This window comes from Pseudomonas ficuserectae (assembly GCF_024584585.1).
GTDB lineage: Bacteria > Pseudomonadota > Gammaproteobacteria > Pseudomonadales > Pseudomonadaceae > Aquipseudomonas > Aquipseudomonas amygdali.
Map to the genome: position 1 here is coordinate 49620 of NZ_CP085685.1, position 26081 is coordinate 75700.

Genomic DNA, 26081 nt, shown 5'->3' on the forward strand with positions numbered 1-26081 from the left:
TTTGAGCCTCGGTGCAGCTCGAACGCTGGTAACGTCTGATGTGCGTTCCCTTCGCTGCGCTCAGGGCCGGGCTTTCGTGCTGCGCATCGAGCCAGGCCATGAAGCCGACCCGTCTCGCCCCTTCGGGCTTCAATCCACGCCGGCGAGTCGGCTCTAACGCCTCCGGCCTCTCGGCCTGCGCGCTGTGCAGACCAAGCGCGCCCGTAATCCTCTATCCGAGCGGGTTGGGGGAAGATCATTGATGCGATACCCTTGCGATCTTTGGATCCAAGGACGCAGGTATGATGTAGTGGTCAACTGATCCCGGACACGACGTTAAGGTTTTTCTCGTACTGAGCGGGCGCCATTCCATCATTGAACTGGTGTGGCCGAATCCAGTTGTAACGATGCATCAGGTAATGACTGATATCCCGCTGAGCCTCTTGGACCGTCATGTAGCCCACGGTCGGTATCCACTCAGTTTTCAAGCTGCGGAACACACGCTCCATCGGCGAGTTGTCGTAGCAATTACCCCGGCGGCTCATGCTCTGGCGTATGCGGTATCGCCAAAGCCGCTGGCGAAACTGTCGGCTCCCGTATTGGACGCCCTGGTCGGAATGAAACAGCAGGCCCTGAGGCTTGCCGCGTTGCTCATAAGCCATGTCCAGCGCCTTGATCACCAAGTCCGTATCCGGTTTGTTCGAAAACGCCCAGCCCACCACCCGACGCGCGTAAAGATCCATAACCACCGCCAGGTAATGCCATTTTCCTTGCGCCCAGATGTAGGTGATGTCGCCACACCAGACCTGATTGGGCGCGGGTACATCGAACTCCCGATTCAAAATGTTCGGAATGTCAGGCCGCTCCACTGTTGCTTTTTTATAAGCATGCGAGCCTGGTTGCTTGCTGATTAATCCCAGCTCCCGCATCAAGCTACGCACCTTGAACCGACCGATTTGCTCGCCATCCGCCTGCATCATCGACACGATACTGCGGCTGCCGGCAGCGCCTCGACTTTGCCCGAACAGCTCATTGACTCGGCTAAGTAAACGAACCCGCTCGGCGTCTGGAGACCGACGCCGCAGGCAATGGTTGTAGTAGCACGAGCGAGGTACCTCGAACACTTCGCACAGCAATTCGATTGGCTCATGGACACTGAGCTGATCAATCAGCGCATGCGCTCGTGCTCTTCCGACATCAAGAGCGCGGTGGCCTTTTTTAAAATGGATTTCTCCCGCTCAAGACGGGCGATCCGGGCTTCGAGCTCCTGGATTTTTTGCTGCTCGGGCGTGAGGGCTTTGCTCTGTGGAGTGACACCGTTGCGCTCTTGTTGAAGCTGGTTGACCCAGCGACGCAGCGCAGATTCGACCACCCCAAGCGAGCGGGAGGCTTCGATATGGCTATAGCCTTGATCGAGCACGAGGCCTGCGGCCTCGCGTTTGAATTCAACGGAAAAGGTACGGCGTTGTTTGGTCATCAGACACCTCTATCTGGCGATATTCTCGCCTAAATGAGTGTCCGGAACCATTAGACCACTACAATGAAGCTCTATCACTACACCTCAGTGCCCCTTGCGGGCGTGATTTTTAACACCGAACTCAAGGGATCACCTTACCGAACCCAGGATGGTCGGACTGTCGGCCCGTGTGTCTGGCTTACGACCAGCCCTAGCCCCCTCGGTCATGGGCTTTTGACGGGTGAGAAACTGACCCCCTCCAACGTGGAGTATCTGAAGAGGATCAAAAATCTTATAACTGATAAAAAAACGTTGGTGCGCATTCAGATCGAATCTGAGTCGCTATCTAAATGGGCACTTGAAAGCTTTACTCCTTCTGGTCTGATCCCATATGTGAAGTTCAGCAAGCTGCTCGGAGAAAGCAAGCTCTGGAGAAAATCCATGGGGTTGTCGTGTTACTACGATCTGAAGGCATTGAGTGACGAGGAGTTAGTTCGGCACTATAAAAAAACCAAAACTATGGAGGAGACCTGGTGGTTGAACTTCGATTCAATACCTGCAGAACTCATCGAAGCGGTAGCGTTTCAGACCCCAAGTGGTTATGTCCCGTACGACTTTGAGGAGCATGGCCGGGCACAGTTCGAAGATAGCGGGCTTTACGTGGCACCCAAGCCTCTCCTGGATGAGTTTCATGAGCTCTGCCCGCCGTTGAACAGGTTTGATACTCCACAAGCTACAGTTTTCTGTGCCTCCGCTGACAGTCGACCGACCGTGGCATTCCAAGCAAGAGGCGCCGCCTGGGACATCGACCTCGAAGCGCTCACTATTAGCACGCGGATTGGACCTCTCCCTTCCAACATCAGCGAAATCGTCGGTTGGGTGGACCGGCATCGCAATACACTGCTTGGGCTCTGGCCGGCCGCTGTGGATACATATAATCGGTATAACCCCGATCTACCCGCTGAGCTGCCGTCGAAAGCTATTTAGATGTAGCGGCTCGCGTTTGAAAACACGCGTGCTCGCAATTAGCGCAATTTTCGGCTCAGATTATTTGCGTGTATCCGGTGCAGTTGGCTCAGATTAACTGCATCCCAGCTCACGACATTTGCGACCTGCTCAAATTGCAGGTTGCCCGGCTCACGCTTTTTGCAACTGAATGTGCGTGCAGAAACTCGTGGTAATACACATTTTCTGGACGTTGAAATATATACAGATTTGCTGGACTCCGTCACCCCAGCCCTACCATACCTGCGCCTGGAGCGCGGTTTTTGTCCAACAAACCCTCGTTTGATGGACGTGCTAACCGGTGCTGGTTCAGTTGCAGCTAATGTGAGCCGGAAACGATGGAATGCAAGTCGATGCGGCTGAATGCAAGCTCGCTCGCAATTAATCTGAGCCAGACGGCTCCGTCAGTCGCAGTTAATCTGAGCCGAAAATTGCGCTGATTGCGAGTACGGCTGTTTTCGATTGCAAGCCGCTACAGCTATGCGGTGCTTGCGACAATACTTTACGTACAAAGCCTAACAAAAAACCAGTTACCGAAGTTTACTCGGTAACTGGGTTCAATTGACTAGAGGAACCGTGGATTTATTCCATTTTCACTCCGTCAAGCCTCACGTCTTGATTTGTAGTGGGCAATAAATAAAACAGAATTTCCTTAAACTAGGCTTTTTTGAAGTCTGGCTTACCGTTGGCGGCTCGCCACTCTTTAAGAACCTTTAATACACCTGCAGGACTGTCCTCTACACCTTCTGCGGGGTAAAAAATAAGCCCATTCTTCTCTGGATGTTCACTGATGTCATCAAAGTGCTTAGCAAGCTTACTTATGTACTGTCCGTACTCATCACCCTCTAGATTTTGTTTGTTGACAAAAAACTCTTCAAGAAACGCTAAAAACTCAGTCTCTGTATACTCTTCATATTTATTTTTAAATTCCATTTCACAATCCCTCTTTCTTGGTGTGAGTTTGAATATGTAGTTTGGGGGTCATTATACGCATGTTTTCCACATCGTAAACCGCTCCGGCTGGATGAACAGGTATGACGTGATGAATCTCAAATTGACCACGCCCTCCAACTTGCTCGCTCGGAATTGCAAATGGCGCAGTGCCTCCTTTAATCAGAGTATTATTTGATCCTTTGAATTGTTTTGACAACTCTAGATCAGCACCGACAGCGAGCCAGAAAGCTTTCCGAAAGTCTCTGAAGTTCTTGAACTCCTTGCCGCGAAGCTGATCAGCAATCTGCGATGGAATGGGAGCCCCTTCACCTAGCGATGCAGCCCCTAGCCAGATCCCCGATACAGGTTGACCGACACCTGTTGCAACGCCCGGATCTTCTCGCCGATCCCGGAACATCGTATAGATGGGTGGTAAACCAGAGTCTGCCGGAAAAACCGTAATGAAATCATCAAAACTGGCTTCTGAAACAGCCGGGAATGCATCTATCCTCCCTTCAACGGGCGTTACTGCAGCCCCCGTATACACGGGTGGAGCTGGCTGTTCAGCAGGCGATGTTGTTGAGCTATTCCCAGGACTGACAATCGGTGTCCAAGTCAATATCCTGGGTGGTACATCTCCCGTCGTCACGCTATAGGTGTTCTGCTCTACATCAAGAACAGCTGATACCACTCTTACTTTCGACGATGCTGTCAAAGCATCGGTCTTGACAACAAAAACTTCAGACTGCCCATCTGCTGCTGTTTTAGAGCTAAGTCGAAATGACAAATCAACAGTACCACCAGATGCCGCAATCGCTGGCAAGTCTTTACCCAGCTCAGGCGTCAGATCCGACAATGGTGTGTTGAAAGCATAACGCTCAGGTAACTCTCCGTTAGCCAGTTTGGGTGAATAGACCAAAGCTGACACGCCGACCAAAAGCCCCGAAGCCGTACCAGCGGCTAAACTAGATGCATAGGAATTTCAAAATGCCTATGCATCAGGCTGACGCTATGACGGAGGCGTCATGCCTTCATAGCGATGCGTAGTAAGACGCTGAGGCGTTACATATGCAGTGAAAATCCCTATCAGAAAGCGTTAATGCAGGTTATTTCACCGCGAAGCCTAGGTGCGGACGCACCTTCCCCCTGTCAGGGCTTCACGTACCTCATCTGCGCGATCGCCTGAGCGTTGAGGACCAGTCCCTGCACCGTCAGCCCGCTGATTGCCGCCGTGTATACCATCCGCGCGCCACACAGCACGCAACGGAACGGATCGACGTTTAGAAAGGCTTTGGCCATCTGCACAAAATACAGCTTCGGTGTCGGTCCTGGCGTCGCCATCTTCAATGCTTCATACACCTTCGGCAGGTATTTCCCACACACCCGATTGGCCAGAAAACCAAAATACCGGATCATCCGGAAATGCTTTTCCGGGATGTGCTGCACCACCCGGCGCAGCATGTCGGCCTGGCTCAGCGTTTCCTGCTGATAGGTCTGCGTGCGGTGATCCAGGTAGGTAAAGCTCAACGTGGCTCCGGAGGTGTAATGCGCCAGACGACTGCCCGAGATGGGCGGTTTTTTCAGGTAGCGGCCCAGGTAATTGACGGTCTTTCGCCCGTTTTCCGTCTTCTTCGACAAGTGGATGTGCCAGTGCTGGCCGCCAGCGGTCAGTATCAGACGGTGCCAGTCGCTTTCACAGAGGATGTGGGCCAGCGGCGGCGGCATCGTCAATTGCGAAAGCGGCTGTCCCAGCAGGTAATCGCGCACCAGCCACATCCAGCGCCGCCGCAGGGCCTCTTTGTGGAACGACAGATTTTTCCAGACGCCCTGCTCATCCAGGCCGCCCGCGGTCACCGACAGGTGGACGTGGGGATGCCAGTTGAGCCGCCGGCCATAGGTGTGCAGCGCACCGAAAATCCCGACGCGCAAACCGCGCCGCCTGGCGGTGTAGATCAGGTTATCGGCCGCCAGACGAAACAGCGCATCGAGCAGCCAGCGGTTGTAGAAGAACAGGGACCACAGCGTGTCGGGCAGCGTGAACACCAGATGCTGCCAGGGGCAGTCGGGCAGACGGTTGTTTTGCACGGCGATCCACTGGTCGGTGGCCTTTTTGCCGCAGGAAGGACAGGCCCGGCAATGGCAGGTGTTGCACAGGTATTTGACGTGTGGGCAATGCTCATTGGCGCAGGTGTAGTGTTTGACGCCCAGTATCGAGGTGCCGCAGGCGAGCATTTTGCTGATCGACTCCACTTCGATTTGGCGCAGACCGCCGGCCTCCAGCAAATCTGCCCAGCAGCCGTTGGCCGTGAAGAGGTTTTTGAGCGGTCGAGGTTTGTAAGCAGGCGGTGCAGAGGCCACGTCAGCAGGGCGGCTCCTCATCGTGGTGAATGACGGCGGTGATGGCGAATCCGCCTGGCCCTTCTCTCATCGAAACGCTTACGCAAGAAGCGTCGGGAAACATGTCGTTCAGATACGTTGTCTGGCAGCAACTACAAAGATCGACATTACCGAAAGGATTGATATCGAAGAAAAAGTCGGTATCGGGAACGAAGGTGGTATGCCCGGCGCGTTGGAGACGGGTCTGCTTTGCCTTGGCTTTTGCCCGGCTCGCCCGTTTACGTTTTTTGGTCTCTGACGCCATGTGTAAGCCTGTGCTGAGGAGGGATCGACTCGATTTCGGCTATGATAACCGATTTCAAAATCCCACAATTTGCAGCCGCAGGCTGCCCAGTTCACTTGCTCAGCGTACGCAAGACTCCACCAAGGAAATCGAAACGCTGATCCTTGCTTTGCAGCAAGGTACGCAAGCCGCCGCCACCCTGATGGTATCCAGCCGCGAACGCACATTGGGCACTGTTGAACTGGCGCAAAAGGCCGAGCAGGCAATCACCCAAATCAACCACTCTATCGGCACGATTCAGGAAATGAGCCTGCAAATATCAACTGCCGCAGAGCAACAAAGTGCCGTAGCTGAAGAAATCAATCGCAGCATTCTCAGTGTTCGTGATGTGGCCGATCAGTCCGCGTTAGCGAGCGAGCAAAGCGCAACGGCGACGATTGAGCTGGCGTCCCTGGGGCAAGATTTGCAAAAAATGACTTCACACTTCAAGACGTAAAACGCAAGCGTGCTTAGCGCAGTTGCCTGGCGAGCAAGCGGGAAGAAGGACTTTCCCGCAACCGGCAACTGCCCTTAAGCACTCATACTCGATCTGCTCGGGATAAAGGCCTTTGCGGCGGCAATACTCGCCCAGGTCGATCTCGGGCAGATCCGCTCACACGACACAGAGACAAAGGCTTTGCCTGCCCCGGGAAGGCTGGAAGAAAGCAAAAAGATTCCCAGACGAGCAAACCTTAAGGAATGTCTAGTCCTGAAATAGGTTTACACCTGTTTCACGCTCAAAATGCCCGATGCACCGCATCGGGCGTTTTGTATTTCAGGGATGAGTGTGGCCGCTCCCCATTGTAGATCTGCGCTGATTCATCAACCATTTTCACTGCATCTGCCAAGTCTTTAGGCCGATGGAGTAGAAACTCAGTCTTCAAAATCCCGTTTACTCGCTCGGCCATAGCGTTCTGATAGCAGTCATAGCCATCCGTCATCGAGCACCGGATTCCATGCCTGGTATGCAGCTGCTGATAGAGATCGGAACAGTACTGGGCGCCGCGATCTGAATGATGAATCAGCATCTGATCGGTTTTTCGCTCTCCTACCGCTTTTTCCAGTGCCTTTATCACCGATTGGGTATGCAGGCTTTCATGCACGTAATGGCCAACGATCTTGCGTGAGTACGCATCTGTCACAAGGCTCACGTGGGCCACGCTTTCCTGCGTAGGCAGGTAGGTTATGTCTGCAACCCAGACCTGTTCTGGGTCCATGGTTCCGGCCCTGCTTTGGGCAGGTTTTTGAGCGGTCGAGGTGTGTACTGCACGCTGCTCCATCAAGATGGAACTTTTTCTTGCCCAGTTGCCACTCAGTTGTCCTGCAGGCCAGTATACGTTAGTTGGGTATCAACAGAGCGGGTTCATGCATAGGAATTTCAAAATGCCTATGCATCAAGGTGGAACTTTTTCTTGCCCGCTACCACCCATTCTTATTTTGCAGGTTCAGTTTCCTGCAAGCCCGTAAGCGGAGAAAATCAGCACATATGGTGGGTATCAACAGAGCAGGGTCATCTGGCGCTTATTTTGGTGGGTACACAGAGTCTGAGCGAGCGAGCGCTCGCGACTCGATCAGCGCGAGACCCTCGAACAGTCCGCAGGTACCGCCTCCTTCGACGGATTCAGCCGGGCGTGAGATGCTTTTGCTACGGTCCGCGGAGTTGTCGCGCCGAACCAGAGAGCGGCTCGAGCAGAGCTTTCCGACAGCGGAGGAAGACAAGCAGCAGGCTGATAGCATCGTTCAACGTGGCAGAACGAGGGTCAGGTCAGGGGCTGGTCTTCATCGGTTAGAAATACTTACTCACCAATCTGTGGAACGCGGCTGTTCATCGTCGAAGGCCTTGAGTAGTTCAGATGACGACGTGTCCTCTGCTGAGTCCTCTGAGGCGGATATCGACGCAGTATTCAACTATAGAATTGCAGCGTTGAATAATGCGAACGCTAGTCAATCTTGTATGGGCTTGGCAATCCAATGGCTGCGATTGCGTGATGAGGGGGAGGCGAGTTACAGAATGGAGGCGCTGGATCTTGACCATGCTTCGGACATCCAGAACCAATACGAAAATGCAGCAGGTTCAGTGAGCGGGTCGCGGGAGCAGCGAGAAGCAGGTCGAATATCGGCGCGCAAAACCCTTTTGCGAAGTCAAGATTTGCAGCCTGTAGGTGAACCCTCGGTATTCCATGCGGATCGGCAATCGACCGCATTGCAAAAAATTGCGCGAGATGGTAGCGCCCATTTGATCAGCTTGTGCTTTGAAAACAATGGAAAGCGTGTAAGGCATGCCATCACTGCTTCCAGCTCCGAAGGCAGTGTGAACCTCTTTGATCCAAACTATGGCGAGTTCTCTACCACTTTACCGGAGTTGCCTTCGATGTTCCAGAATCTGATGACCAGATACGGCAGTCGACTGAATGGGCACCTGCAATTGGAGAACATGGTTATTCAGCGTGTGGAGTGACACTGCTCGGTGTATAGGAATTTCAAATTTTCGTTACCCAGTTCAAGTCCGCCACGAATGCATCTAGTGCACTGGTTGCGAAATAAGTTACCAATGCGCGACAGAGCAAACCATTGATAAATTTTGATTTTTTCAAGGATTACCAACTGATTTTTTTCGAAAACAGTACACTAGGCGGCGGTCTAGGCGAGAGCGAAGACTTGGCGAAGCAATTATTTTTGCATCGAAATTCACTATGAGCTACAGATAATCTAAGGAAACTCTGAAAAAGACTTCCTAATTTGGCAAAATCTCCGGACACCAGTCGCCGAGCTTTTCGATGATGAAACAGATGACCTTCGCCGACGCCGAGTATGCCGGCAAGCGCAAGCAGACCCGTAAGGAATTGTTCCTGATCGAGATGGATCAGGTGGTGCCCTGGAAAGGTTTGATTGCCCTGATTGAGCCCTATTATCCAAAAGGAGAAGGTGGCCGGCCCGCCTACCCACTGATGGCGATGCTGCGTGTTCATCTGATGCAGAACTGGTTCGGCTACAGCGATCCGGCGATGGAAGAAGCGCTGTATGAGACGACCATCCTGCGTCAGTTTTCAGGCCTGAGCCTGGAGCGAATTCCAGACGAAACCACCATTCTCAACTTCCGTCGTCTGCTGGAAAAGCACGAGTTGGCGACCGGGATTCTCGGCGTAATTAATGGTTATCTGGGCGACCGTGGCTTGTCGTTGCGTCAAGGCACCATCGTCGATGCCACGCTGATTCACGCGCCCAGTTCGACCAAGAACAAGGATGGCAAACGCGATCCTGAGATGCATCAAACCAAGAAAGGTAACCAGTACTATTTCGGCGCCAAGGCTCACATCGGCGCCGACGACGAGTCAGGCCTGGTGCACAGCGTGGTAGTAACAGCGGCCAATGTGGCAGACGTCACGCAGGTTGCCAAACTGCTGCACGGCGAGGAAAACGTAGTCTGCGCCGACGCAGGTTACACCGGGGTCGAGAAGCGCGAAGAACACGCTGGGCGCAAGGTCATTTGGCAGATTGCCGCCCGCCGCAGCACTTACAAAAAGCACGGAAAACGCAGTATTTTGTACAAGGCGATCCGAAAAATCGAGAAGGCCAAGGCCCAGATTCGCGCCAAGGTCGAGCATCCGTTTCGGGTCATCAAACGCCAGTTTGGCTATGAAAAAGTGCGCTTTCGGGGCTTGGCCAAGAACACCGCGCAGATGGTGACGTTGTTCGCCCTGTCAAACCTGTGGATGGCCCGCCGACATTTGTTGGCGAGCGCAGGAGAGGTGCGCGTGTAATGCAGGAAATGGTTACCGCAAAAGGCTTTGCAGCGGCCGAAAGAGCTAAAAAGCGAAGATAATTGAGCAAATTTCGACATGCATCGTTTTTTGAAAAGTGCTGAGGACTCGGTAGCCGGAAAACATCCGGCTACTTCAGACCTTCCTTTACACCCGTTGATTATGACTTTGCGTCGGGCAAAAGCCTCAGCGACTACGCCCTTGAGGCAAGTACGGCGTTTCCTTTTGCATCCGCCGGCTTTGATGGCAATGTGCTCAGGCTTGTTGCCAGCGATGTGGCAGGAGGGGAGCTTATCATTCACACTGACGCGGGAACTCAGGGGATCGGACTGAGGCTGAAGGTGAAAAACGCGAGAGGAAATGCCACTACCGGAGGGGATGCGAACGCACTGATTAGCAATGAATATGTCGATACCACAACGGTCGGTAACGGGGCCCTCATTATATCCGTCAGGTATGGTGAGACATTCGAATTCACGGGATACAGCCTGATTAACGGGTAGACTCCTGATCCGGGTTCCGGCACAGAACCCCTGAGTACCGGGGCTGTGCCGGAAGCTGGTAAACGTCAGCTGTTTTTTCAGTAAACCTGCCACCGCTGCCGCTTTACAGCCGTGTAAATAAAAGACCTGCGGTCCGTCGGAGAGTCTTTTTCAAATCTAAAAAAGTAGTGACCGTCCGCCGCGCAGCAGATGCCAGCGTAACAAAAACAGCGGCGAACATATTGTTAAGGAAGATGAATATGATTCAGATAAAAAGCACGGCATTTAAAGAAACCGCGCTCCTCGTTCTTGTGCTTTTCCTGTCCGGGTTTGCGACCACCTTACCACCGACCATTGTGAAGAAAACAGCTCCCCCGGCTGGGGTGCCTGAACGAAAAGTCTGTTCCGGTCAAAAAGGGACGGTATTCCTGATTGCAAGCTCGTCGCAATATGACGAGAACATCATCCCGGAGATTGAGACGGCGTTTTCCCGCCAGTGCTACGCGGTTGACAAACGATATCTCGACCAGAAGCCTACCAGGCTGGGTTACGTCAATACGGATGAAAAGCGGGCCCGGACCCTCATTAATGCTCTCAGTAATCGCAACGTGCACTACCTCTGGTTTGTCAGGGGCGGCTCGGGGGCGCTCAACCTTTACCCTGCCCTGCATGCAAGCCGACAGCGTATTTCAGCCTCAACGCCGAAAATCCTCATCGGCTTCAGTGACGTAACGGCCATTCACAGCTTTGTCAGTCATGAGCTGAACTGGCCAGGCGTGCATGGCGTGGTGGCGTCTTATAATAAAGAAATGCATGAGATTGATAACAGTAAAAAACTCAGTATGAACAACAGTCTGAATGAAGTCTTTGAGGCCCTGTCTCACGGGGTTAATTACACCGGCATCGAGCCGATGAACCGTCAGGCAGCAAAAACAGTGAGTGGTAAACTGGATGGCGGGAACCTGACCCTGGTTCAGTCTCTGTTTTCCACTGTCTATGAGGGCAGCTATTCAGATAAAATTATGATGCTGGAAGATACGGGGGGAACTCCTGAACAGCTTGACCGCACCTTGCATCAGATAGAGTACAGCCGGAAATTTCACCCACGCGGTGTTATTTTTGGTCAGTTTTACGGCCTGAATGCCAGCGACGAAGAAAAAACGCTTTACCGGTATGTGATAAAACAGTTCGCCGGGCGCGTTAACTATCCGGTTTATTATTACCCGGAATTCGGGCATGGTGAAACTAATCAGCCATTTATTCTGGATCATCAGGCCAGTATTTTATGCAACAACCTGTCCCGGTTGTGCAGCCTGACACAGACTCCTGTAAATGAATAACCTGCATGGGGTCGGTTCCGGCTGGGGGCGAAATGACACCTTAAGCCGTTTCGCGATGCCTGCGCACGATGTCAGTGACGGTGTTTTTGCTGATACCCAGATATCGGGCGATCTAGCATTCAGGTGTGTGCAGGGTGAACGTCAGCTCGTCAGACGGGAATTCCGGAGAGCCCCAGAGCAGTGAAATGAAGAGCTTGATGTGCCGCCCGAGCTCCTGGCGCATATCTTTACCGGTGGGCTGGGCGCACGTATTCTGACTGGCGAATATCTCTGGCCCAACGGCGAAAAGCTTAGGGTGTCATTTCGCCCCCAGCCGGAACCGACCCCAAATAGCGCGTGACGACTTCGAGGACCGGCGAGAGCGACAGCGCCAAGGCATAGACTTGGCCAAGTGCGCCGGTCGATACGCTGGGCGTAAACCGAACACCAAAATGCATGAACTGGGCAGCCTGCGGCTGCAAATTGTGGGATTTTGAAATCGGTTATCATAGCCGAAATCGAGTCGATCCCTCCTCAGCACAGGCTTACACATGGCGTCAGAGACCAAAAAACGTAAACGGGCGAGCCGGGCAAAAGCCAAGGCAAAGCAGACCCGTCTCCAACGCGCCGGGCATACCACCTTCGTTCCCGATACCGACTTTTTCTTCGATATCAATCCTTTCGGTAATGTCGATCTTTGTAGTTGCTGCCAGACAACGTATCTGAACGACATGTTTCCCGACGCTTCTTGCGTAAGCGTTTCGATGAGAGAAGGGCCAGGCGGATTCGCCATCACCGCCGTCATTCACCACGATGAGGAGCCGCCCTGCTGACGTGGCCTCTGCACCGCCTGCTTACAAACCTCGACCGCTCAAAAACCTCTTCACGGCCAACGGCTGCTGGGCAGATTTGCTGGAGGCCGGCGGTCTGCGCCAAATCGAAGTGGAGTCGATCAGCAAAATGCTCGCCTGCGGCACCTCGATACTGGGCGTCAAACACTACACCTGCGCCAATGAGCATTGCCCACACGTCAAATACCTGTGCAACACCTGCCATTGCCGGGCCTGTCCTTCCTGCGGCAAAAAGGCCACCGACCAGTGGATCGCCGTGCAAAACAACCGTCTGCCCGACTGCCCCTGGCAGCATCTGGTGTTCACGCTGCCCGACACGCTGTGGTCCCTGTTCTTCTACAACCGCTGGCTGCTCGATGCGCTGTTTCGTCTGGCGGCCGATAACCTGATCTACACCGCCAGGCGGCGCGGTTTGCGCGTCGGGATTTTCGGGGGGCTGCACACCTATGGCCGGCGGCTCAACTGGCATCCCCACGTCCACCTGTCGGTGACCGCGGGCGGCCTGGATGAGCAGGGCGTCTGGAAAAATCTGTCGTTCCACAAAGAGGCCCTGCGGCGGCGCTGGATGTGGCTGGTGCGCGATTACCTGCTGGGACAGCCGCTTTCGCAATTGACGATGCCGCCGCCGCTGGCCCACATCCTCTGTGAAAGCGACTGGCACCGTCTGATACTGACCGCTGGCGGCCAGCACTGGCACATCCACTTGTCGAAGAAGACGGAAAACGGGCGAAAGACCGTCAATTACCTGGGCCGCTACCTGAAAAAACCGCCCATCTCGGGCAGTCGTCTGGCGCATTACACCTCCGGAGCCACGTTGAGCTTTACCTACCTGGATCACCGCACGCAGACCTATCAGCAGGAAACGCTGAGCCAGGCCGACATGCTGCGCCGGGTGGTGCAGCACATCCCGGAAAAGCATTTCCGGATGATCCGGTATTTTGGTTTTCTGGCCAATCGGGTGTGTGGGAAATACCTGCCGAAGGTGTATGAAGCATTGAAGATGGCGACGCCAGACCGACACCGAAGCTGTATTTTGTGCAGATGGCCAAAGCCTTTCTAAACGTCGATCCGTTCCGTTGCGTGCTGTGTGGCGCGCGGATGGTATACACGGCGGCAATCAGCGGGCTGACGGTGCAGGGACTGGTCCTCAACGCTCAGGCGATCGCGCAGATGAGGTACGTGAAGCCCTGACAGGGGGAAGGTGCGTCCGCACCTAGGCTTCGCGGTGAAATAACCTGCATTAACGCTTTCTGATAGGGATTTTCACTGCATATGTAACGCCTCAGCGTCTTACTACGCATCGCTATGAAGGCATGACGCCTCCGTCATAGCGTCAGCCTGATGCATAGGCATTTTGAAATTCCTATGCATGAACCATCCTCATGTTCTGTGTTTAAGGGGAGCCAGCAGAATTCGGACAAAATCGTACGTTATGCCATCGTTTGCGGTTAGATTTTTAGCAAGATCACAATACTTTTCAGAGACTTATGGTTTTTAGGCTTGTCCGTTTGAAGTACACCTCAGCCCGGCGTCAGGCTGCTCACTGGCACCGCGTCAGACGCCGAGGCGTCTATCTCTATGCTCTTAACCTGACAGGTCGAATGCTTAACGTACGATTTTGTCCGTTTTCTCTATCGACCCCTTTTTTGGCTGTGCCAACGGCTATTTTTGGCCACTCCGGAGGTGGCGCACTGGAGTGTTTGAAATAAATGGAATTTTATCCCCCCTTCAGTTTCCCCTTTCAGGAAAAACAGGGATTTACGCGGTGGAAAACCACCTCATAAAGCGGTAATGCACGCGCAAGTCGTGCCTTCGGCACGGCGCGTATGGTCTGTGCCTGTGACAAAGTGGATCAGCCGTCTAAGCGGCCCAGGGCGATGAAGCTGCCCTGCCCTGGCCTACGGCCACCCTACGGGCGCTTGACCCGGATTCTGAGGCCCAGGGCGACAAGTCGCCCCAGTCCTCAACCGGGCGCGTGTGCGCGCTGGCTTCGCATAAATATCAGAACCTATCTAACCGCTGTTTGCCTTCAATGAAGGCATGCGTTTTGCGCAGTTGGTCGGCTTGAGTTGACGGGTGATGGCGGCACGCCGTTAACTGTACGTCCATACAGTTAGCTCTGTTTCCAGCCAGGTTGGGGGTGTAAGCCGGAACCCCGGAAAATTCCGTCGGAAAACGTCACCAGAGCGGTTTCCGGCTGCTTTTGCTATCCGACACGGTTTTCCGTACATGTTTTGGCCGCTCAATCAAACAGTTTTCGGCTTGGCGGTGTCGCTGCCGGAAAACAACTGTTTGGCGTTAATCCGCACCCGTACTGGCTTCCCAACCATGAAGGAAATTTCTGGGATTCCGGCTTACAACCCCTTTCAGAAAATCCTATGTAAAGGGAATGATATAGGTCATAATGTCCGCAAATATACCCAGAGAGGAAAAAATGACACATGCCCAGCCGCTTGAACTGCTTAAGCAGGCACGAAGCCGTTTTACCCAACGCGAAATCGCCGAGCGCGTCGGAAAGAATGCCAAAACCATAGGACGCTGGGAAAAGGGGGAGACTCCGTGTCCGACCATGCTTGAACCGGCGTTGCGCGACATGCTGCAAACGCTGACAACTGGTACTGTGACTGGCGATCATCGCTTTCGCTTCGTTGATCTGTTCGCGGGCATCGGTGGTATTCGCATGGGCTTCGAGGCGCATGGCGGTGAATGCGTGTTCACAAGCGAGTGGAACGACTTCTCGAAAAAAACCTACATCGAAAATTATGGCGACCGCCACCAGTTCGTCGGCGATATCGTGCCATTTCCTGCTGAAGACGTGCCCAATCATGATGTACTGCTGGGCGGTTTTCCATGCCAGCCGTTTAGTATCGCTGGGGTGAGCAAGAAGAATTCGCTCGGACGGCCACACGGTTTTGAATGCACCACCCAGGGAACGCTGTTTTTCGACGTTGCCCGCATGATCGCTACCAAACGGCCTGCGGCGTTCCTGCTGGAGAACGTGAAAAACCTGCTTTCGCACGACAAGGGCAACACATTCGAGGTAATCCTGCAAACGCTACGAGAAGAGCTTGGTTACGATGTGCATTACAAGGTAATCGACGGCCAGCATTTCACGCCGCAGCACCGCGAGCGGATTATCATCGTCGGCTTTCGCGAGAAAACAGGGTTTTCATGGGACGACTTGCGCCTGCCAACAGACGGGCCCCGTCTGGCGTCGATCCTGCACAAGACCGATGGAACAGAACGCGTTTTGCCATGGGACGAAGACAGATTTTTCGATCACAAAAAACGTGTTGTTCAACCAAAATACACACTGACGCCTAACCTGTGGGCCTACCTCCAAGCTTACGCCGAAAAACACCGCGCAGCCGGTAACGGCTTCGGTTTTGGCATGGCGTTTCCAGATAGTGTGACGCGCACCCTGTCTGCGCGGTATCACAAGGATGGCTCGGAAATTCTGGTCAATCAAGGCAAGAAACGCCCGCGCCGCCTTACGCCACGTGAGTGCGCACGTCTGATGGGGTTTCCCGATACGTTCAGAATCCCGGTAAGCGATACGCAAGCGTATCGCCAGTTCGGCAATAGTGTCGTGATGCCGGTCATGCAGGAAGTGGCCCGCATCATGGTTCCCCACGTTCAGGCGCTGATAGCGCATGAGCGTGACGGCACTCCGCTTGCGTTGCCGTTGTTTGCCTGATGGTCGATGTAGTGGACAGTGCCACCCGTAGCAGGCTGATGTCCAGCATACGGGGGCGCAACACGAAACCGGAAATTCTGATTCGAAGTCTGCTGCACCGTAAGGGCTTCCGGTTCCGTCTCCATGTCCGCGATTACCGGGCAAGCCCGATATCGTGCTGCCACGTTACCATGCAGTGATATTCGTGCATGGATGCTTCTGGCATAGACATGACTGCCCGTTGTTTAAATGGCCCAGCACGCGCCCGGACTTCTGGCAAGATAAAATCGAACGGAACCGCACAAACGATCACAAAGCGAGCGAAGCCCTGCTTGCGAGCGGGTGGCGGGTTGGCATCGTCTGGGAATGCGCCATTCGTGGTGCGAGTAAAAACATTGAGGCAGTCGCACAAAGCCTTGCCGACTGGCTTCAAGGCAGTGCCCGATTTATCGAGGAGCGGGGATGAAACGAGGGTATCTGTCCGAGTATTTCGAGGGCGTCGCAGCCAAGCGTTTGAGCGCGGTCGAAGCCGATGTCATCAAATCGCACCAGCATGAGTTCAACGGCGTAGAGGGCTTGCGGGAGATTCTGGGCGAGCCGGAAGGCAAGGTGCAATATCAGGCAAAGCTGATGTATCTCACCGACCAAGACGATGAACCCATAGTCGAAGACAGTACGCTGACATGGTATGACGCACGGCAGCGGGCACGAAACGAACGTGGTGTAATGCGCTGGGAATATCGCCTATATTTCAAGACGACCAATGTTTCGCTGAATGCTGCTGCTGGCGATCTGCTTGTGATTGCGAAGCCCCGCGATGGCAGTCTGCTGGTTGTCATTGCTGAAAGCGGGTCGAGCATCGCCAGGCAGATTGAATGGTTGTTTGGTTTTGCCGATCTTGCACATCCCGGTTTTTCTGTTAAATCCGAATTGGAAACGGAACAGGATCGCATCGAATTTGCATCGCGCTTCATTCTGGAAAGCATCGGCGTTGTAGTCGAGACATCTGCCGAAACTTACCTTGATGTCATGCTTGAAAAATTCAAAGGGAAGTTTCCAACCACCCGCGAATTTTCGGCTTATGCACGTTCGACCCTTAAAGACCTTGACGCACGCGCCGAACCAGACCTCGTGATAATGACTTGGATGGAGCGCGAAGAAATCCTGTTTCGCACGCTTGAACGCTACCTTATCGCCGACCGTTTATCAAAAGGATTCGCAGGCGAAGTGGATGTAGGCGTTGACGTGGATGGCTTCCTGTCATTTTCTCTGTCGGTGCAAAATCGTCGCAAGAGCCGGGTCGGCCTTGCGCTGGAAAACCATCTTGAACTGTTGTTTGCGGAAAACGGTTTGCGCTACGCACGCACCGCTGTCACAGAAAACAAGGCGAAGCCGGATTTTCTGTTCCCTGGCATGGCGGAATACCACAACCCGGCGTATGACTCGTTGAAGCTTACTATGCTGGGCGTGAAATCAACCTGCAAGGATCGCTGGCGGCAGGTGCTCGCTGAGGCTGACAGGATCAACAACAAACACCTGCTGACCTTGGAAACAGCTATCTCCACGCACCAGACCGACGAAATGGCGAGCAAGTGCCTGCAACTCGTCTTGCCTCGTGGCCTGCATCAGACCTATACACCTGCCCAGCAAGCGTGGTTGATGGACGTGGCGGCATTCACGGACTTGGTACGTTTCCGGCAGATGGCCTGACTGCTTTAACGTACTTTAATTCCACTTTTGTCAAATGCCCCAAGATTCTGTACTGACACGCAGGTACACCCGCGCAACATTGAGAGTCGTCATCATATGGCTCATTTCGGTATACCCAAATAAGCCGAGCTTATCAGCTATGGCTCAGTTGACCTAAAGGCAACCCTAATGAGCCGTGCCAGAAAGAACTACTCTTTTGAGCCATACCTAACGCCAAGGGCATGGTTCAGGTTGTTTTTGTTCCCCCTGCGCATAATCGACCGTTGCACATTACGCAAACAAACGTTCGAGCTGGTCAAGATAAGCCGGAATCACCAAAAGCCTATCTAGATTCGTACGGCAAATTGCCGTACAGTTGCACAAGGAGGATAAAATCATGCCCACTGCCGTATCCACTGCCCGTCTAGAAGCCAGAATTAGCACCGATTTGCATTCGATGCTTAAGCGTGCAGCCGAACTTCAAGGGCGTACCATGACTGATTTCGTGGTGTCTGCTGTGCAGGATGCGGCGCAACGCGCCATTGAGCAGGCCGAAGTTATCCGGCTATCGCTGGCCGATCAGGATTGCTTTGCACAAGCACTGCTATCACCGGCGCAACCAGTCCGTGCTTTGGAACGTGCTTTTGCTCATCGCAGCAAGCTCTTGCGCACTGAATGAGCGTTGCACCCTTCAGGCTCGCGCTGCTCGATGCCACGCATGATCGCGCGGCATTCAACAGCGATTCGGAGCCATTAAATCGATACCTACGCGAGCAAGTCACCCAAGACGTTCGCCGCCGCGTGGCCGCTTGCTTTGTGGCTTTAGCAGACGGGCAGCGCATCGCGGGTTACTACACATTGGCAGCAGCAAGCCTATTATTGGCCGATCTTCCGGCCAGTATCGGCAAGAAGTTACCGCGCTATCCGACCGTGCCCGCCGTTCGTATGGGGCGCTTGGCTGTCGACCAGGCTTTCAAGTCGCAAGGTCTTGGCGGTGCGCTGCTGGCCGATGCGCTCGACCGTGCTATCCGTTCGGAGATTGCAGCCTTCGCCCTGATGGTGGATGCCAAGGACGAGGCGGCAGTGGCTTTCTATGGGCATCACGGTTTTATTGCATTGCCAGATTCGCCGCATACCCTATTTTTGGCGTTAGCAACCGTCCAAAATTTGCTAGGGAGCCGCTGATTTATCATGGTTTACCCTCATAATCGTGAATAAGTAAAAACTTATAAGCGTATTTACTGCTTTCCGTACTTCTGTAAAAGAAGTTCTCTCACTTCATCTGCAATCCGGTTACCACGTTCAGCACATTGTATTTTGATAGCTCGATGTAAGCTTTCTGGTATGTCGATAGTCAGGCGTTTGTTGGCTTCTTTGTCGCTGGCCTGGACCTCACGGTTCTGCACCCATTCTTCGGCAGCTGCGTTGACGGTGGGCTTAGCTCCAATCAAGATTTTCTTAGCGCTCATTTTCCGAACTCCATCAATTCAGCTACCAAGGCTTCAATTTCATTCGTTGCTGGCCCTTCTGCTGAAATTTCAAAAATGGCTTTTCCTTGCGCTGCTGCTTCGGCGTAGATAACACGCTGTGTAATTGTTGCTGACAGCAAAGTCACCGGATAGGCAGCCAGGGCTTCACCTACATCGCGACCTATAGCCGTATTTGCGATTTTACGATTTACCACAAAAGCGTATTTGAGACTTTCTTTATATACTGTGGCCTCCTGTACGAGCTTCACAACCTCATCAGCTGCCCAAATGTCATATGGGGATGGCTGCACGGGATCAACACGAGGTCACTGGCCATGATCGCACTGCGGGCAAGGTCAGTAACTCGCGGAGGGCCGTCTATGATGATGTGATCATAGCCTTGGCCAACCTGGCTTATTTCTTTATGAATGGATGCACGGGGCAGGCCCACTACAGAAAAAAGCGGTTCACCTTCGCGGGCTGCTGACCAGTCCAAAGAACTTCCCTGAGGGTCAGCGTCAATTAGCAGGACGCGTGCCCCCCTTTTGGCAAGAGCAGCAGCGATATTGACTGATAGCGTCGTTTTACCTACCCCGCCCTTCTGATTCAAAACACCTATTATCATATCGGCCTCTGCGTAAATGCGATTTTGCGTATTTGAGATTAATCGCATTTACGATTATACAGAAAATAAAGTCATTAGGAAGCTGGAAGGACGTCTATTTAGGTGGGGGCTTACGGAGCCGCCAAAATTTTCGTCTACCTATAAGCATCAGTTGGCAGAGTCTGACCTATAGCGCTCTGGGTATAGGATGTGCAGCTCGGTAATTTCGCCATCAAAAATGCGGCAAAGATTTTCTGCCAACGCTGTGGAGGCGCGTTGCTCACCCCTTTCAACTCGGGAAAGGTTTCCCGTGTCTGTCCTGTCTGCCCCGACGTCAGCGAGACGGTTGGATACTTCAGTTAGGGTCCAACCTCGGGCTGTTCGAGCTTTTTTTAGCGGTGTCATAAGTGCTGCCTGATTGGAAAATACAGTGAATTCTGCGATTGGCGCATAATCAATTCAAGCAAAATTTGCGCATACGACTTTGCGCACCAAGCATGGTAGCTGGAAAATTCATGCCCTATGGATATAGGACAAATCATAAGAAACGCACGTAAGGCAAAAAAGCTTTCCCTAGAGGAGCTTGCCTATCAAATCGGCTCGGACTCAGGAAACCTTTCACGTTTCGAGCGTGGCTTGCAGGGGACTACCCCCGAAAAGCTAAAGCTCATCATGGCGGCGCTAGGTATCCAGCTTACTGCACAGCAGCAAATGGAAACAGTTCTGTACTCAGACCCCAATAACGTATCCGGCGTGCGTCAGCCTATACGCGAGCCTCGTGAATTTCCTCTTATTAGCTGGGTAGCAGCGGGAGAGGTTACCGAATCGCCTGGGAAAATCGGAGAAAGTCATAGGATGATACAGTCCACAGAAAACGCTGGTTACGGAGCTTATTGGCTTATGGTTAACGGCCATTCGATGACTTGCACCGGAAACCCAAGCTTTCCTGAAGGATCCTTGATTCTCGTTAAGCCTGATGCCGAAGTGATCAACGGAAAATTTTACGTAGTCGAAATGCTTGATTCTGGTGATAAAACCTTCAAGCAATATGTAGAAGACGCGGGATACCGGTATCTCCGACCCCTTAATGAAAAATACAGGACCATCGAAATCGACGGTAACTGTCGCTTCATCGGACGAGTAGTAGATGCGAGGATGTCGGGCCTATGATTCCAGGCTACTCCTAATTGCTCTAACAGCGCTCTTCTATCTCCAAACCCTCATAAGCCCGCACAGCGGGCTTTTTCTTACTTAAATTGCACTCGACGCAGAAATTGTTCTGCGCATAATGCAGCCTTGATTCTGCGAATAGCGCAGAATAGTGCTGGTAGGAACCAGCTCTTTCAAGGCAGCGATGGGTCGGCCTTAACGGCTCAGAGGGTTGGCAACTGGCCCAGGGTGCGCAGCGTAAAGCCCCAAACAAGTTTTCTGGCGGACAGGGTCGCGGCCGGAAATACGATTTAAGACCCCTCGATCTCATTTTTGGGAGATCGAGAGGTTTCACCAAATGGCCTTGTACAAGGCCATTCGGGAAACCTCCCATAACGTAAGGAACCTGCAATGCTCACCACCAGTGCCTTTCTGGCCCTGGCTATGCAATGCGCTCCCTCGATACATCCCGCCACGCTTACTCCCATCGTCAAGACAGAATCCTCCTTCAATCCCTATGCCATTGGCGTGGTCGGCAAAGTGTTGCCGCGTCAACCGCAAAGCCTGGATGAAGCTGTATTGGTGGTGAAGCAGCTGGTGGAGGAGGGCGCTAACTTCAGCATCGGCCTGGGCCAAATCAACCGGCAGCATTTCGATGTCAGCCGCCCTGAAACTGTATTCGAACCCTGCACCAACCTGCGCATGGCCGCCGCTGTTCTTGAGCAGTGCTATGCAGTGACCAGCGCCAAGGAGCCCAACCGGCAGGTAGCGCTGCACAAGGCCATTTCCTGCTACTACAGCGGCAACCCCAAACGCGGCTTCAAGGCCGAGGCCGCTTTTGGCGGTAGCAGCCATGTGCAACGGGTGTTGGCCAACGCAGGCGGCACCAGCGTCACCGTCCCGGCTCTGGAAAGTGGTTCAGCTGATCCGAGCCAGCTCCAGCGCGCTCAGGCCCCGGCGTCCACCGTTGATCCGACCTATGAAAGCTGGGACGTGCTGCGCCAGTACCCGCGCTATCTGCCGCCGGCACCGCCGGCTGCTTCTGCGCCATCCGCTTCACCTGCTGTTCCCGCTTCACCCCCTGACGAACCCTCAAATCTCCCTCAAGAGGATCAATGATGATCAAACGTACCCTTGTGCCCAACAAAGGCGAGCTGTGCATTTTGCTGGTGGCCGTAGCCTGCCTGCCCGGAATCGCTTCCGCTGACTGGCTGACTACGTTGAACCAGTTGGGCAGCAATATCCGTCTGGGCCTCTACACCCTGGCGGGAACCCTGGGCCTGGCTTGCCTGATCTGGTCAGGTGCCCAATGGCTGATTGCCCGTTCTACAGGCGACCGCTCGCACACCTTCATGGACTACTTGCAACAGGTGGGTGTGCTGCTGGTTGTCGGTGGCTCGGTGGCCTTGGGCACGGCGGCCTGGCAGGTGTTCGGCACCGGCGTGCCGGGTTGACCAGGAGTGCTTATGGCCGGTAACGAAGTGCTCAAAAAAGAGGTTTCCCCAAGCTACAACGCGATGAGTCGGCCCGCGATGTTCTGGAACATCCCCATCATGCCGATGGTGGGATTGCTGATGGGCGGCCTGGTCTTCGGTGTTGCCGCGACGTTTCTGCTGTCCTGGGTGTGGGGCCTGGTCGTTGCCTCCCCATTCCTGATTGCCCTCATCGCCTTGAGGGTTGTTGGCCTGATCGATCCTCAATATTTACGCCGCGTCCGCTTTGCACTGCGGCGTCTCCGGCTGAACCTCAAGTACGGCAAACCGTTGTTGCTGACCCCCATTAATCCGCAATGGAGCAAATTCTATGGCGCACGATTTTCACAAAAGCGTTATGCCAGCGGAGGACAAAGTGCCGCTGATGGGCTATCCGGTAGACGAGCTCATGACAACTCTGTCAGGCAATCGCCTGGTGAGCCTGATCCAGCTCAAGGGGGTCTCCCCTGAGACTCGCAGTGATGCAGAACTGATCCGCCTGTGCGAGACCCGCAACCGCTACTTTCTGGCGTTGGGCAAGAAAGAAGGGAAAAACCTGTTGGTGCACACCTACACCACCAAGACAGGCATCGAGCTGGACACGCAGTACACGATGCCGCTGCCTGCCCTGCAGGACTTCGTAGACGCTTATACCGAACCGTTTCGCAACGGCACCTTCTACCAGGTGGGCTACGGCCTTGCCCTGGTTCTTAAGTACCGCGAGCTGGATGACGGAATCCAGCGCATGAACGACCTGTTGTCACTGACCAGAACCCTACTGGCCGAATATGACCCAGCGATCATGGGCCTGGAGGAGAACGAACACGGCGCATTGTTCTCGCAGATCGGGCGCTACTACAGCCTGCTGATCAACGGGCACGAAAAAGACGTGCTGGTCAGTGATACCCGTCTGGGCGACGCGATCATTGACAGCGTCACCAACTTTGAAAACTACGATTTTGTGGAGAACCGGCCCAACCGAGGCGGTCAGCGTTTCGCGACCACCTTTGACCTGCGCGACTACCCCAGTGGCGGGACTTACCCCGGCATGTGGGATGAAGCCAACGAGCAGCAATTCGAGTTCACCCTGGTGCAAACGTTTCTGTTCGAGGATCGCAACAAGGCCAAGGACAAATTCCAAAAGCACAAGGCGGATCTGGGCTCGGTCGAAAACGACTCCCATCAAACCAAGGAGCTTGAAAAAGCCATCGAAGGCATCACCCTGGGTGAAAAGGCGTTCGGTCGTTATCACGCCTCCCTGATCGTTTACGGCAAGACCCCGGACCAGGCCATCGAGAACGGCACGAAAATGACGTCGGTGTTTACGGTGCGTGACGCGACCTTTGTGCGTTCGACCATGAGCAACGTCGATACCTGGTACACGCAGTTCCCAGGTGTGACCGAGGCCATGTACCCCATGATGAAATCGACCGAGAACCTGGCGGACAGCTTTTCACTGCACTCCACCCCCACGGGCAAGGTCAAGGGCAACCCCATCGGTGATGGAACGGGCGTGATGCCGGTGCTGACGGTCAACAAGGCCTTATATGTGCTCAACGTGCATGACAGCCCGCCCGGTCAGAACAACCTCGGTGAAATGTTGCCAGGGCATGCGGTCTTCACGGGCCAGACGGGGGTCGGTAAAACCACCGCTGAGGCCACCCTGCTGACCTTTCTCAGCCGCTTCGATCCGCTGATATTCAGCATCGACTACAACGAGTCGCTGAGACACCTGCTGTGTGCATTGGGGGCCGAGTATTACACCGTGCAGTTGGGGCACTTCACCGGCGTCAACCCGTTCCAGTTTCACGACAGTCCGGGGTTGCGGCAAATGCTGTTTGACCTGGTGCTGTGCTGCGCCGGTGGCCCTGACAAGAGCAACGACGCTGACCAGACAAGGATCAAGGACTCTATCGAGGCGGTCATGGCGCACACCAACGTGCGCAATCGCAGCATGTCATTGCTGCTGCGAAACATCCCCGAACAAGGCGAAAACTGCTTGCGGACCCGGCTATCGAAATGGTGTCGCCTGGCCGGTGAGGGCCGTGTAGGGCAATACGCCTGGGTACTGGATTCGCCGGTCAACCAGTTCGATGCGCAGACCTACCGGCGTCTCGCCTTCGATTGCACGCAGCTGCTCAAAAACAATTATGCCGAGAAACACCCCGAGGTCATGGAGGCGTTTCTGAACACGCTGTTCTACATGAAGCGCGAAATGCACCAGGCCCGCCCCGGCAACCTGCTGCTCAACGTGGTGGCCGAGTACTGGGCACCGCTGTCCTTCAAGAGTACGGCAGACGCCATCCAGGAGGTGCTGCAAAGCGGACGCATGCGCGGGGAAATCCTGATCATGGACACCCAGTATCCCGAGCAAGCGCTGGCGACGAAGTATGCTCCGGCGGTCATTCAGCAGGTGATTACGCCCATCTGGCTGCCCAACAAAAACGCCCAGGCTAAGAGTTACGCCAAGTTTGGCGTCACGGGCAAGCTGTTCGAAGCGGTGCGTGACATGGGGAAACTCAGCCGGGAAATGGTGGTGCAGCAGGGTCACCAGACGGTGAAGCTGAAGATGGAGCTGGGCGGCCCCCTCAAATACTGGTTGCCGTTGCTGTCGGCCACGAAAATGAACCTGGCGGTCGCCGAGCGTATCCGGCAACACCTGGGCACGACCGATCCCAAGGTATGGGTCGATGCGTTTCTGGTGGCCGAGGCCGTGCGCCAATGGTTGAACACCGACGACCCCGCTGTATGGCTGCCCGCGTTCGACTACGCCGACAACCTGCGCCAGTCCATGAACACGCGAGATGCACAGCGCTGGATGCCGGCCTTCCAGAAAGCCTGGAAGGCCCTTCAGGAACACAACGAAATGGAGGTTTCATCATGAACAAACACGTGATGGCTTATGCGCTGAGCGCGCTCATAGTGACCGCCGCCCTGCCTGCTGCCCACGCCGCAGTGCCAGGCGTTCCGGTCCTGGACCCGTCTACCCTGCTCACGCTGAGGGCGAATGCGTTGGCCCAGGCCAAGCAGGCGATGGATGCACTGACCACGGCCAAGGACGCCATCCGCGAGACCGCGCAGCAGTACAACCACTACAAGAGCATCATCACCGGCAATGACATGCTGGGTGGGTTCCTGAACGACCCCGCCTTGAACAAGGTCATGCCCATGGGCGACTGGGCCGATGTCTACGGCACGGCACGGGACATCGCCAGTTTGCGTGACCGCTACGGCTTAACCTCGGATAATGCCAGCGTGCAGCAGAAATTCGACCAGATGATGTCGGTTGCCGATGCGCTGGAGCGCAATTACAACGCCAGCACCGAACGGGTCAAGAATGCCGATTTGCTACGGGCACGGTTGAACGAGGTGACGACCCCACAGCAGAAGGAGGACTTACAGCTGCGCTACCAGCAGGAGCTGATCGAGCTGCAAAACCAGCAGATGCGGCTGGCCAACATGCAGATGCTTCAGCAGCAACAAGAGAAAATGGAAAACGAAAAACGGGCCCAGGCGTTCCGTGATTACATGAACGGTAAAACGAGCGTGCGGCCCAGCTACGATTGATTAACCAATA

At 54.2% G+C, this 26081-nt stretch carries 20 protein-coding genes and 7 pseudogenes; 19 read left to right on the top strand and 8 right to left on the bottom strand.

Annotation, left to right across the window (positions count from 1 at the left end):
- Positions 1–293: 293 nt before the first annotated feature.
- Positions 294–1456 (bottom strand): IS3 family transposase gene (locus LJU29_RS27960; RefSeq protein ID WP_122320854.1). Its coding sequence is split into 2 segments (ribosomal slippage): positions 294–1201 and positions 1201–1456, totalling 1164 coding nucleotides; the frame shifts between segments, so codons are not numbered across the junction.
- A gap of 63 nt (positions 1457–1519) precedes the next feature.
- On the opposite strand from LJU29_RS27960, the gene LJU29_RS27965 reads away from it, so the two are divergent.
- Positions 1520–2422 carry a hypothetical protein gene (locus LJU29_RS27965; RefSeq protein WP_257113024.1) on the top strand — a complete coding sequence of 301 codons (903 nt, stop codon included), beginning with the start codon at positions 1520–1522 and terminating at the stop codon, positions 2420–2422.
- A 675-nt stretch (positions 2423–3097) separates the two neighbouring features.
- On the opposite strand, the gene LJU29_RS27970 is transcribed toward LJU29_RS27965, so the two are convergent.
- From LJU29_RS27970 to LJU29_RS27980, 3 genes and pseudogenes are all read right to left on the bottom strand, one after another.
- The gene (locus LJU29_RS27970; RefSeq protein ID WP_004666912.1) at positions 3098–3373 is read right to left on the bottom strand and encodes a bacteriocin immunity protein; all 276 of its coding nucleotides are present in this window, start codon (positions 3371–3373) and stop codon (positions 3098–3100) included.
- A 1-nt stretch (position 3374) separates the two neighbouring features.
- Positions 3375–4343: pseudogene (locus LJU29_RS27975) on the bottom strand (pyocin-S2/colicin E7-DNase domain-containing protein); the annotation flags it as partial.
- Positions 4344–4522: 179 nt separating this feature from the next.
- Positions 4523–5731, bottom strand: coding sequence for an IS91 family transposase (locus LJU29_RS27980; protein WP_257113025.1), 1209 nt, complete (start codon positions 5729–5731; stop codon positions 4523–4525).
- 374 nt (positions 5732–6105) lie between these two features.
- Between LJU29_RS27980 and LJU29_RS27985 the strand changes: the two are divergent.
- A pseudogene (locus LJU29_RS27985) lies at positions 6106–6489 on the top strand (methyl-accepting chemotaxis protein); the annotation flags it as partial.
- A 280-nt stretch (positions 6490–6769) separates the two neighbouring features.
- On the opposite strand, the pseudogene LJU29_RS27990 reads toward LJU29_RS27985, so the two are convergent.
- A pseudogene (locus LJU29_RS27990) lies at positions 6770–7243 on the bottom strand (IS3 family transposase); the annotation flags it as partial.
- A 425-nt stretch (positions 7244–7668) separates the two neighbouring features.
- Here LJU29_RS27990 and LJU29_RS27995 point away from each other — a divergent pair.
- The 3 genes from LJU29_RS27995 (at position 7669) to LJU29_RS28005 (ending at position 11615) form a co-directional block, all read left to right on the top strand.
- Positions 7669–8490 carry a C58 family peptidase gene (locus tag LJU29_RS27995; protein WP_257112953.1) on the top strand — a complete coding sequence of 274 codons (822 nt, stop codon included), beginning with the start codon at positions 7669–7671 and terminating at the stop codon, positions 8488–8490.
- A gap of 322 nt (positions 8491–8812) precedes the next feature.
- On the top strand, positions 8813–9793 hold the full coding sequence (locus tag LJU29_RS28000) for an IS5-like element ISPsy2 family transposase (RefSeq protein ID WP_257112708.1): 981 nt from the start codon (positions 8813–8815) through the stop codon (positions 9791–9793).
- A 742-nt stretch (positions 9794–10535) separates the two neighbouring features.
- Positions 10536–11615: an LD-carboxypeptidase gene (locus LJU29_RS28005; protein WP_054996845.1), complete on the top strand. Its 1080-nt coding sequence runs from the start codon at positions 10536–10538 to the stop codon at positions 11613–11615.
- Between the two features lie 40 nt (positions 11616–11655).
- Here LJU29_RS28005 and LJU29_RS29430 read toward each other — a convergent pair.
- Positions 11656–11838, bottom strand: a pseudogene (locus LJU29_RS29430) (hypothetical protein).
- A gap of 103 nt (positions 11839–11941) precedes the next feature.
- On the opposite strand from LJU29_RS29430, the pseudogene LJU29_RS28010 reads away from it, so the two are divergent.
- The 8 genes and pseudogenes from LJU29_RS28010 to LJU29_RS28045 form a co-directional block, all read left to right on the top strand.
- Positions 11942–12055, top strand: a pseudogene (locus LJU29_RS28010) (recombinase family protein); the annotation flags it as partial.
- Positions 12056–12145: 90 nt separating this feature from the next.
- Positions 12146–12427, top strand: a complete 282-nt coding sequence (locus tag LJU29_RS28015; RefSeq protein ID WP_257111429.1) for a hypothetical protein — start codon at positions 12146–12148, stop codon at positions 12425–12427.
- Positions 12408–13636 (top strand): IS91 family transposase gene (locus tag LJU29_RS28020; protein WP_257112954.1). Its coding sequence is split into 2 segments (ribosomal slippage): positions 12408–13449 and positions 13449–13636, totalling 1230 coding nucleotides; the frame shifts between segments, so codons are not numbered across the junction. Before LJU29_RS28015 ends, LJU29_RS28020 begins: the two co-directional genes overlap by 20 nt.
- Before the next feature lie 1243 nt (positions 13637–14879).
- The gene (gene dcm, locus LJU29_RS28025; RefSeq protein WP_004661998.1) at positions 14880–16142 is read left to right on the top strand and encodes a DNA (cytosine-5-)-methyltransferase; all 1263 of its coding nucleotides are present in this window, start codon (positions 14880–14882) and stop codon (positions 16140–16142) included.
- Positions 16142–16587: pseudogene (locus LJU29_RS28030) on the top strand (very short patch repair endonuclease). The gene dcm and the pseudogene LJU29_RS28030 overlap by 1 nt, the downstream one beginning before the upstream one ends.
- Positions 16584–17831 carry a type II restriction endonuclease gene (locus tag LJU29_RS28035; RefSeq protein WP_019742101.1) on the top strand — a complete coding sequence of 416 codons (1248 nt, stop codon included), beginning with the start codon at positions 16584–16586 and terminating at the stop codon, positions 17829–17831. The pseudogene LJU29_RS28030 and the gene LJU29_RS28035 overlap by 4 nt, the downstream one beginning before the upstream one ends.
- Positions 17832–18207: 376 nt before the next feature.
- On the top strand, positions 18208–18489 hold the full coding sequence (locus LJU29_RS28040; RefSeq protein WP_019742102.1) for a type II toxin-antitoxin system TacA family antitoxin: 282 nt from the start codon (positions 18208–18210) through the stop codon (positions 18487–18489).
- Positions 18486–18995: a GNAT family N-acetyltransferase gene (locus LJU29_RS28045; protein WP_019742103.1), complete on the top strand. Its 510-nt coding sequence runs from the start codon at positions 18486–18488 to the stop codon at positions 18993–18995. The genes LJU29_RS28040 and LJU29_RS28045 overlap by 4 nt, the downstream gene beginning before the upstream one ends.
- A gap of 53 nt (positions 18996–19048) precedes the next feature.
- On the opposite strand, the gene LJU29_RS28050 is transcribed toward LJU29_RS28045, so the two are convergent.
- Both LJU29_RS28050 and parA read right to left on the bottom strand, forming a co-directional pair.
- Positions 19049–19279, bottom strand: coding sequence for a hypothetical protein (locus LJU29_RS28050; protein ID WP_019742104.1), 231 nt, complete (start codon positions 19277–19279; stop codon positions 19049–19051).
- Positions 19276–19904, bottom strand: a pseudogene (gene parA / locus LJU29_RS29435) (ParA family partition ATPase). The gene LJU29_RS28050 and the pseudogene parA overlap by 4 nt, the downstream one beginning before the upstream one ends.
- Before the next feature lie 501 nt (positions 19905–20405).
- Here parA and LJU29_RS28070 point away from each other — a divergent pair.
- The 6 genes from LJU29_RS28070 to virB5 all read left to right on the top strand — a co-directional run bounded on the left by LJU29_RS28070 (position 20406) and on the right by virB5 (position 26071).
- The gene (locus LJU29_RS28070; RefSeq protein ID WP_019740455.1) at positions 20406–21053 is read left to right on the top strand and encodes a helix-turn-helix domain-containing protein; all 648 of its coding nucleotides are present in this window, start codon (positions 20406–20408) and stop codon (positions 21051–21053) included.
- A 390-nt stretch (positions 21054–21443) separates the two neighbouring features.
- Complete coding sequence (locus LJU29_RS28075; protein ID WP_257112958.1) at positions 21444–22151, top strand: lytic transglycosylase domain-containing protein; 708 nt, start codon at positions 21444–21446, stop codon at positions 22149–22151.
- Positions 22151–22486 carry a conjugal transfer protein gene (locus LJU29_RS28080; protein WP_306459409.1) on the top strand — a complete coding sequence of 112 codons (336 nt, stop codon included), beginning with the start codon at positions 22151–22153 and terminating at the stop codon, positions 22484–22486. The genes LJU29_RS28075 and LJU29_RS28080 overlap by 1 nt, the downstream gene beginning before the upstream one ends.
- A 12-nt stretch (positions 22487–22498) precedes the next feature.
- Complete coding sequence (locus LJU29_RS28085; protein WP_080546703.1) at positions 22499–22975, top strand: VirB3 family type IV secretion system protein; 477 nt, start codon at positions 22499–22501, stop codon at positions 22973–22975.
- A complete protein-coding gene (locus LJU29_RS28090) occupies positions 22863–25388 on the top strand; it encodes a VirB4 family type IV secretion/conjugal transfer ATPase (protein ID WP_495629106.1) in 2526 nt (841 codons plus the stop codon). Before LJU29_RS28085 ends, LJU29_RS28090 begins: the two co-directional genes overlap by 113 nt.
- Positions 25385–26071, top strand: coding sequence for a P-type DNA transfer protein VirB5 (gene virB5, locus LJU29_RS28095; RefSeq protein WP_257112965.1), 687 nt, complete (start codon positions 25385–25387; stop codon positions 26069–26071). The genes LJU29_RS28090 and virB5 overlap by 4 nt, the downstream gene beginning before the upstream one ends.
- Positions 26072–26081: the final 10 nt, after the last annotated feature.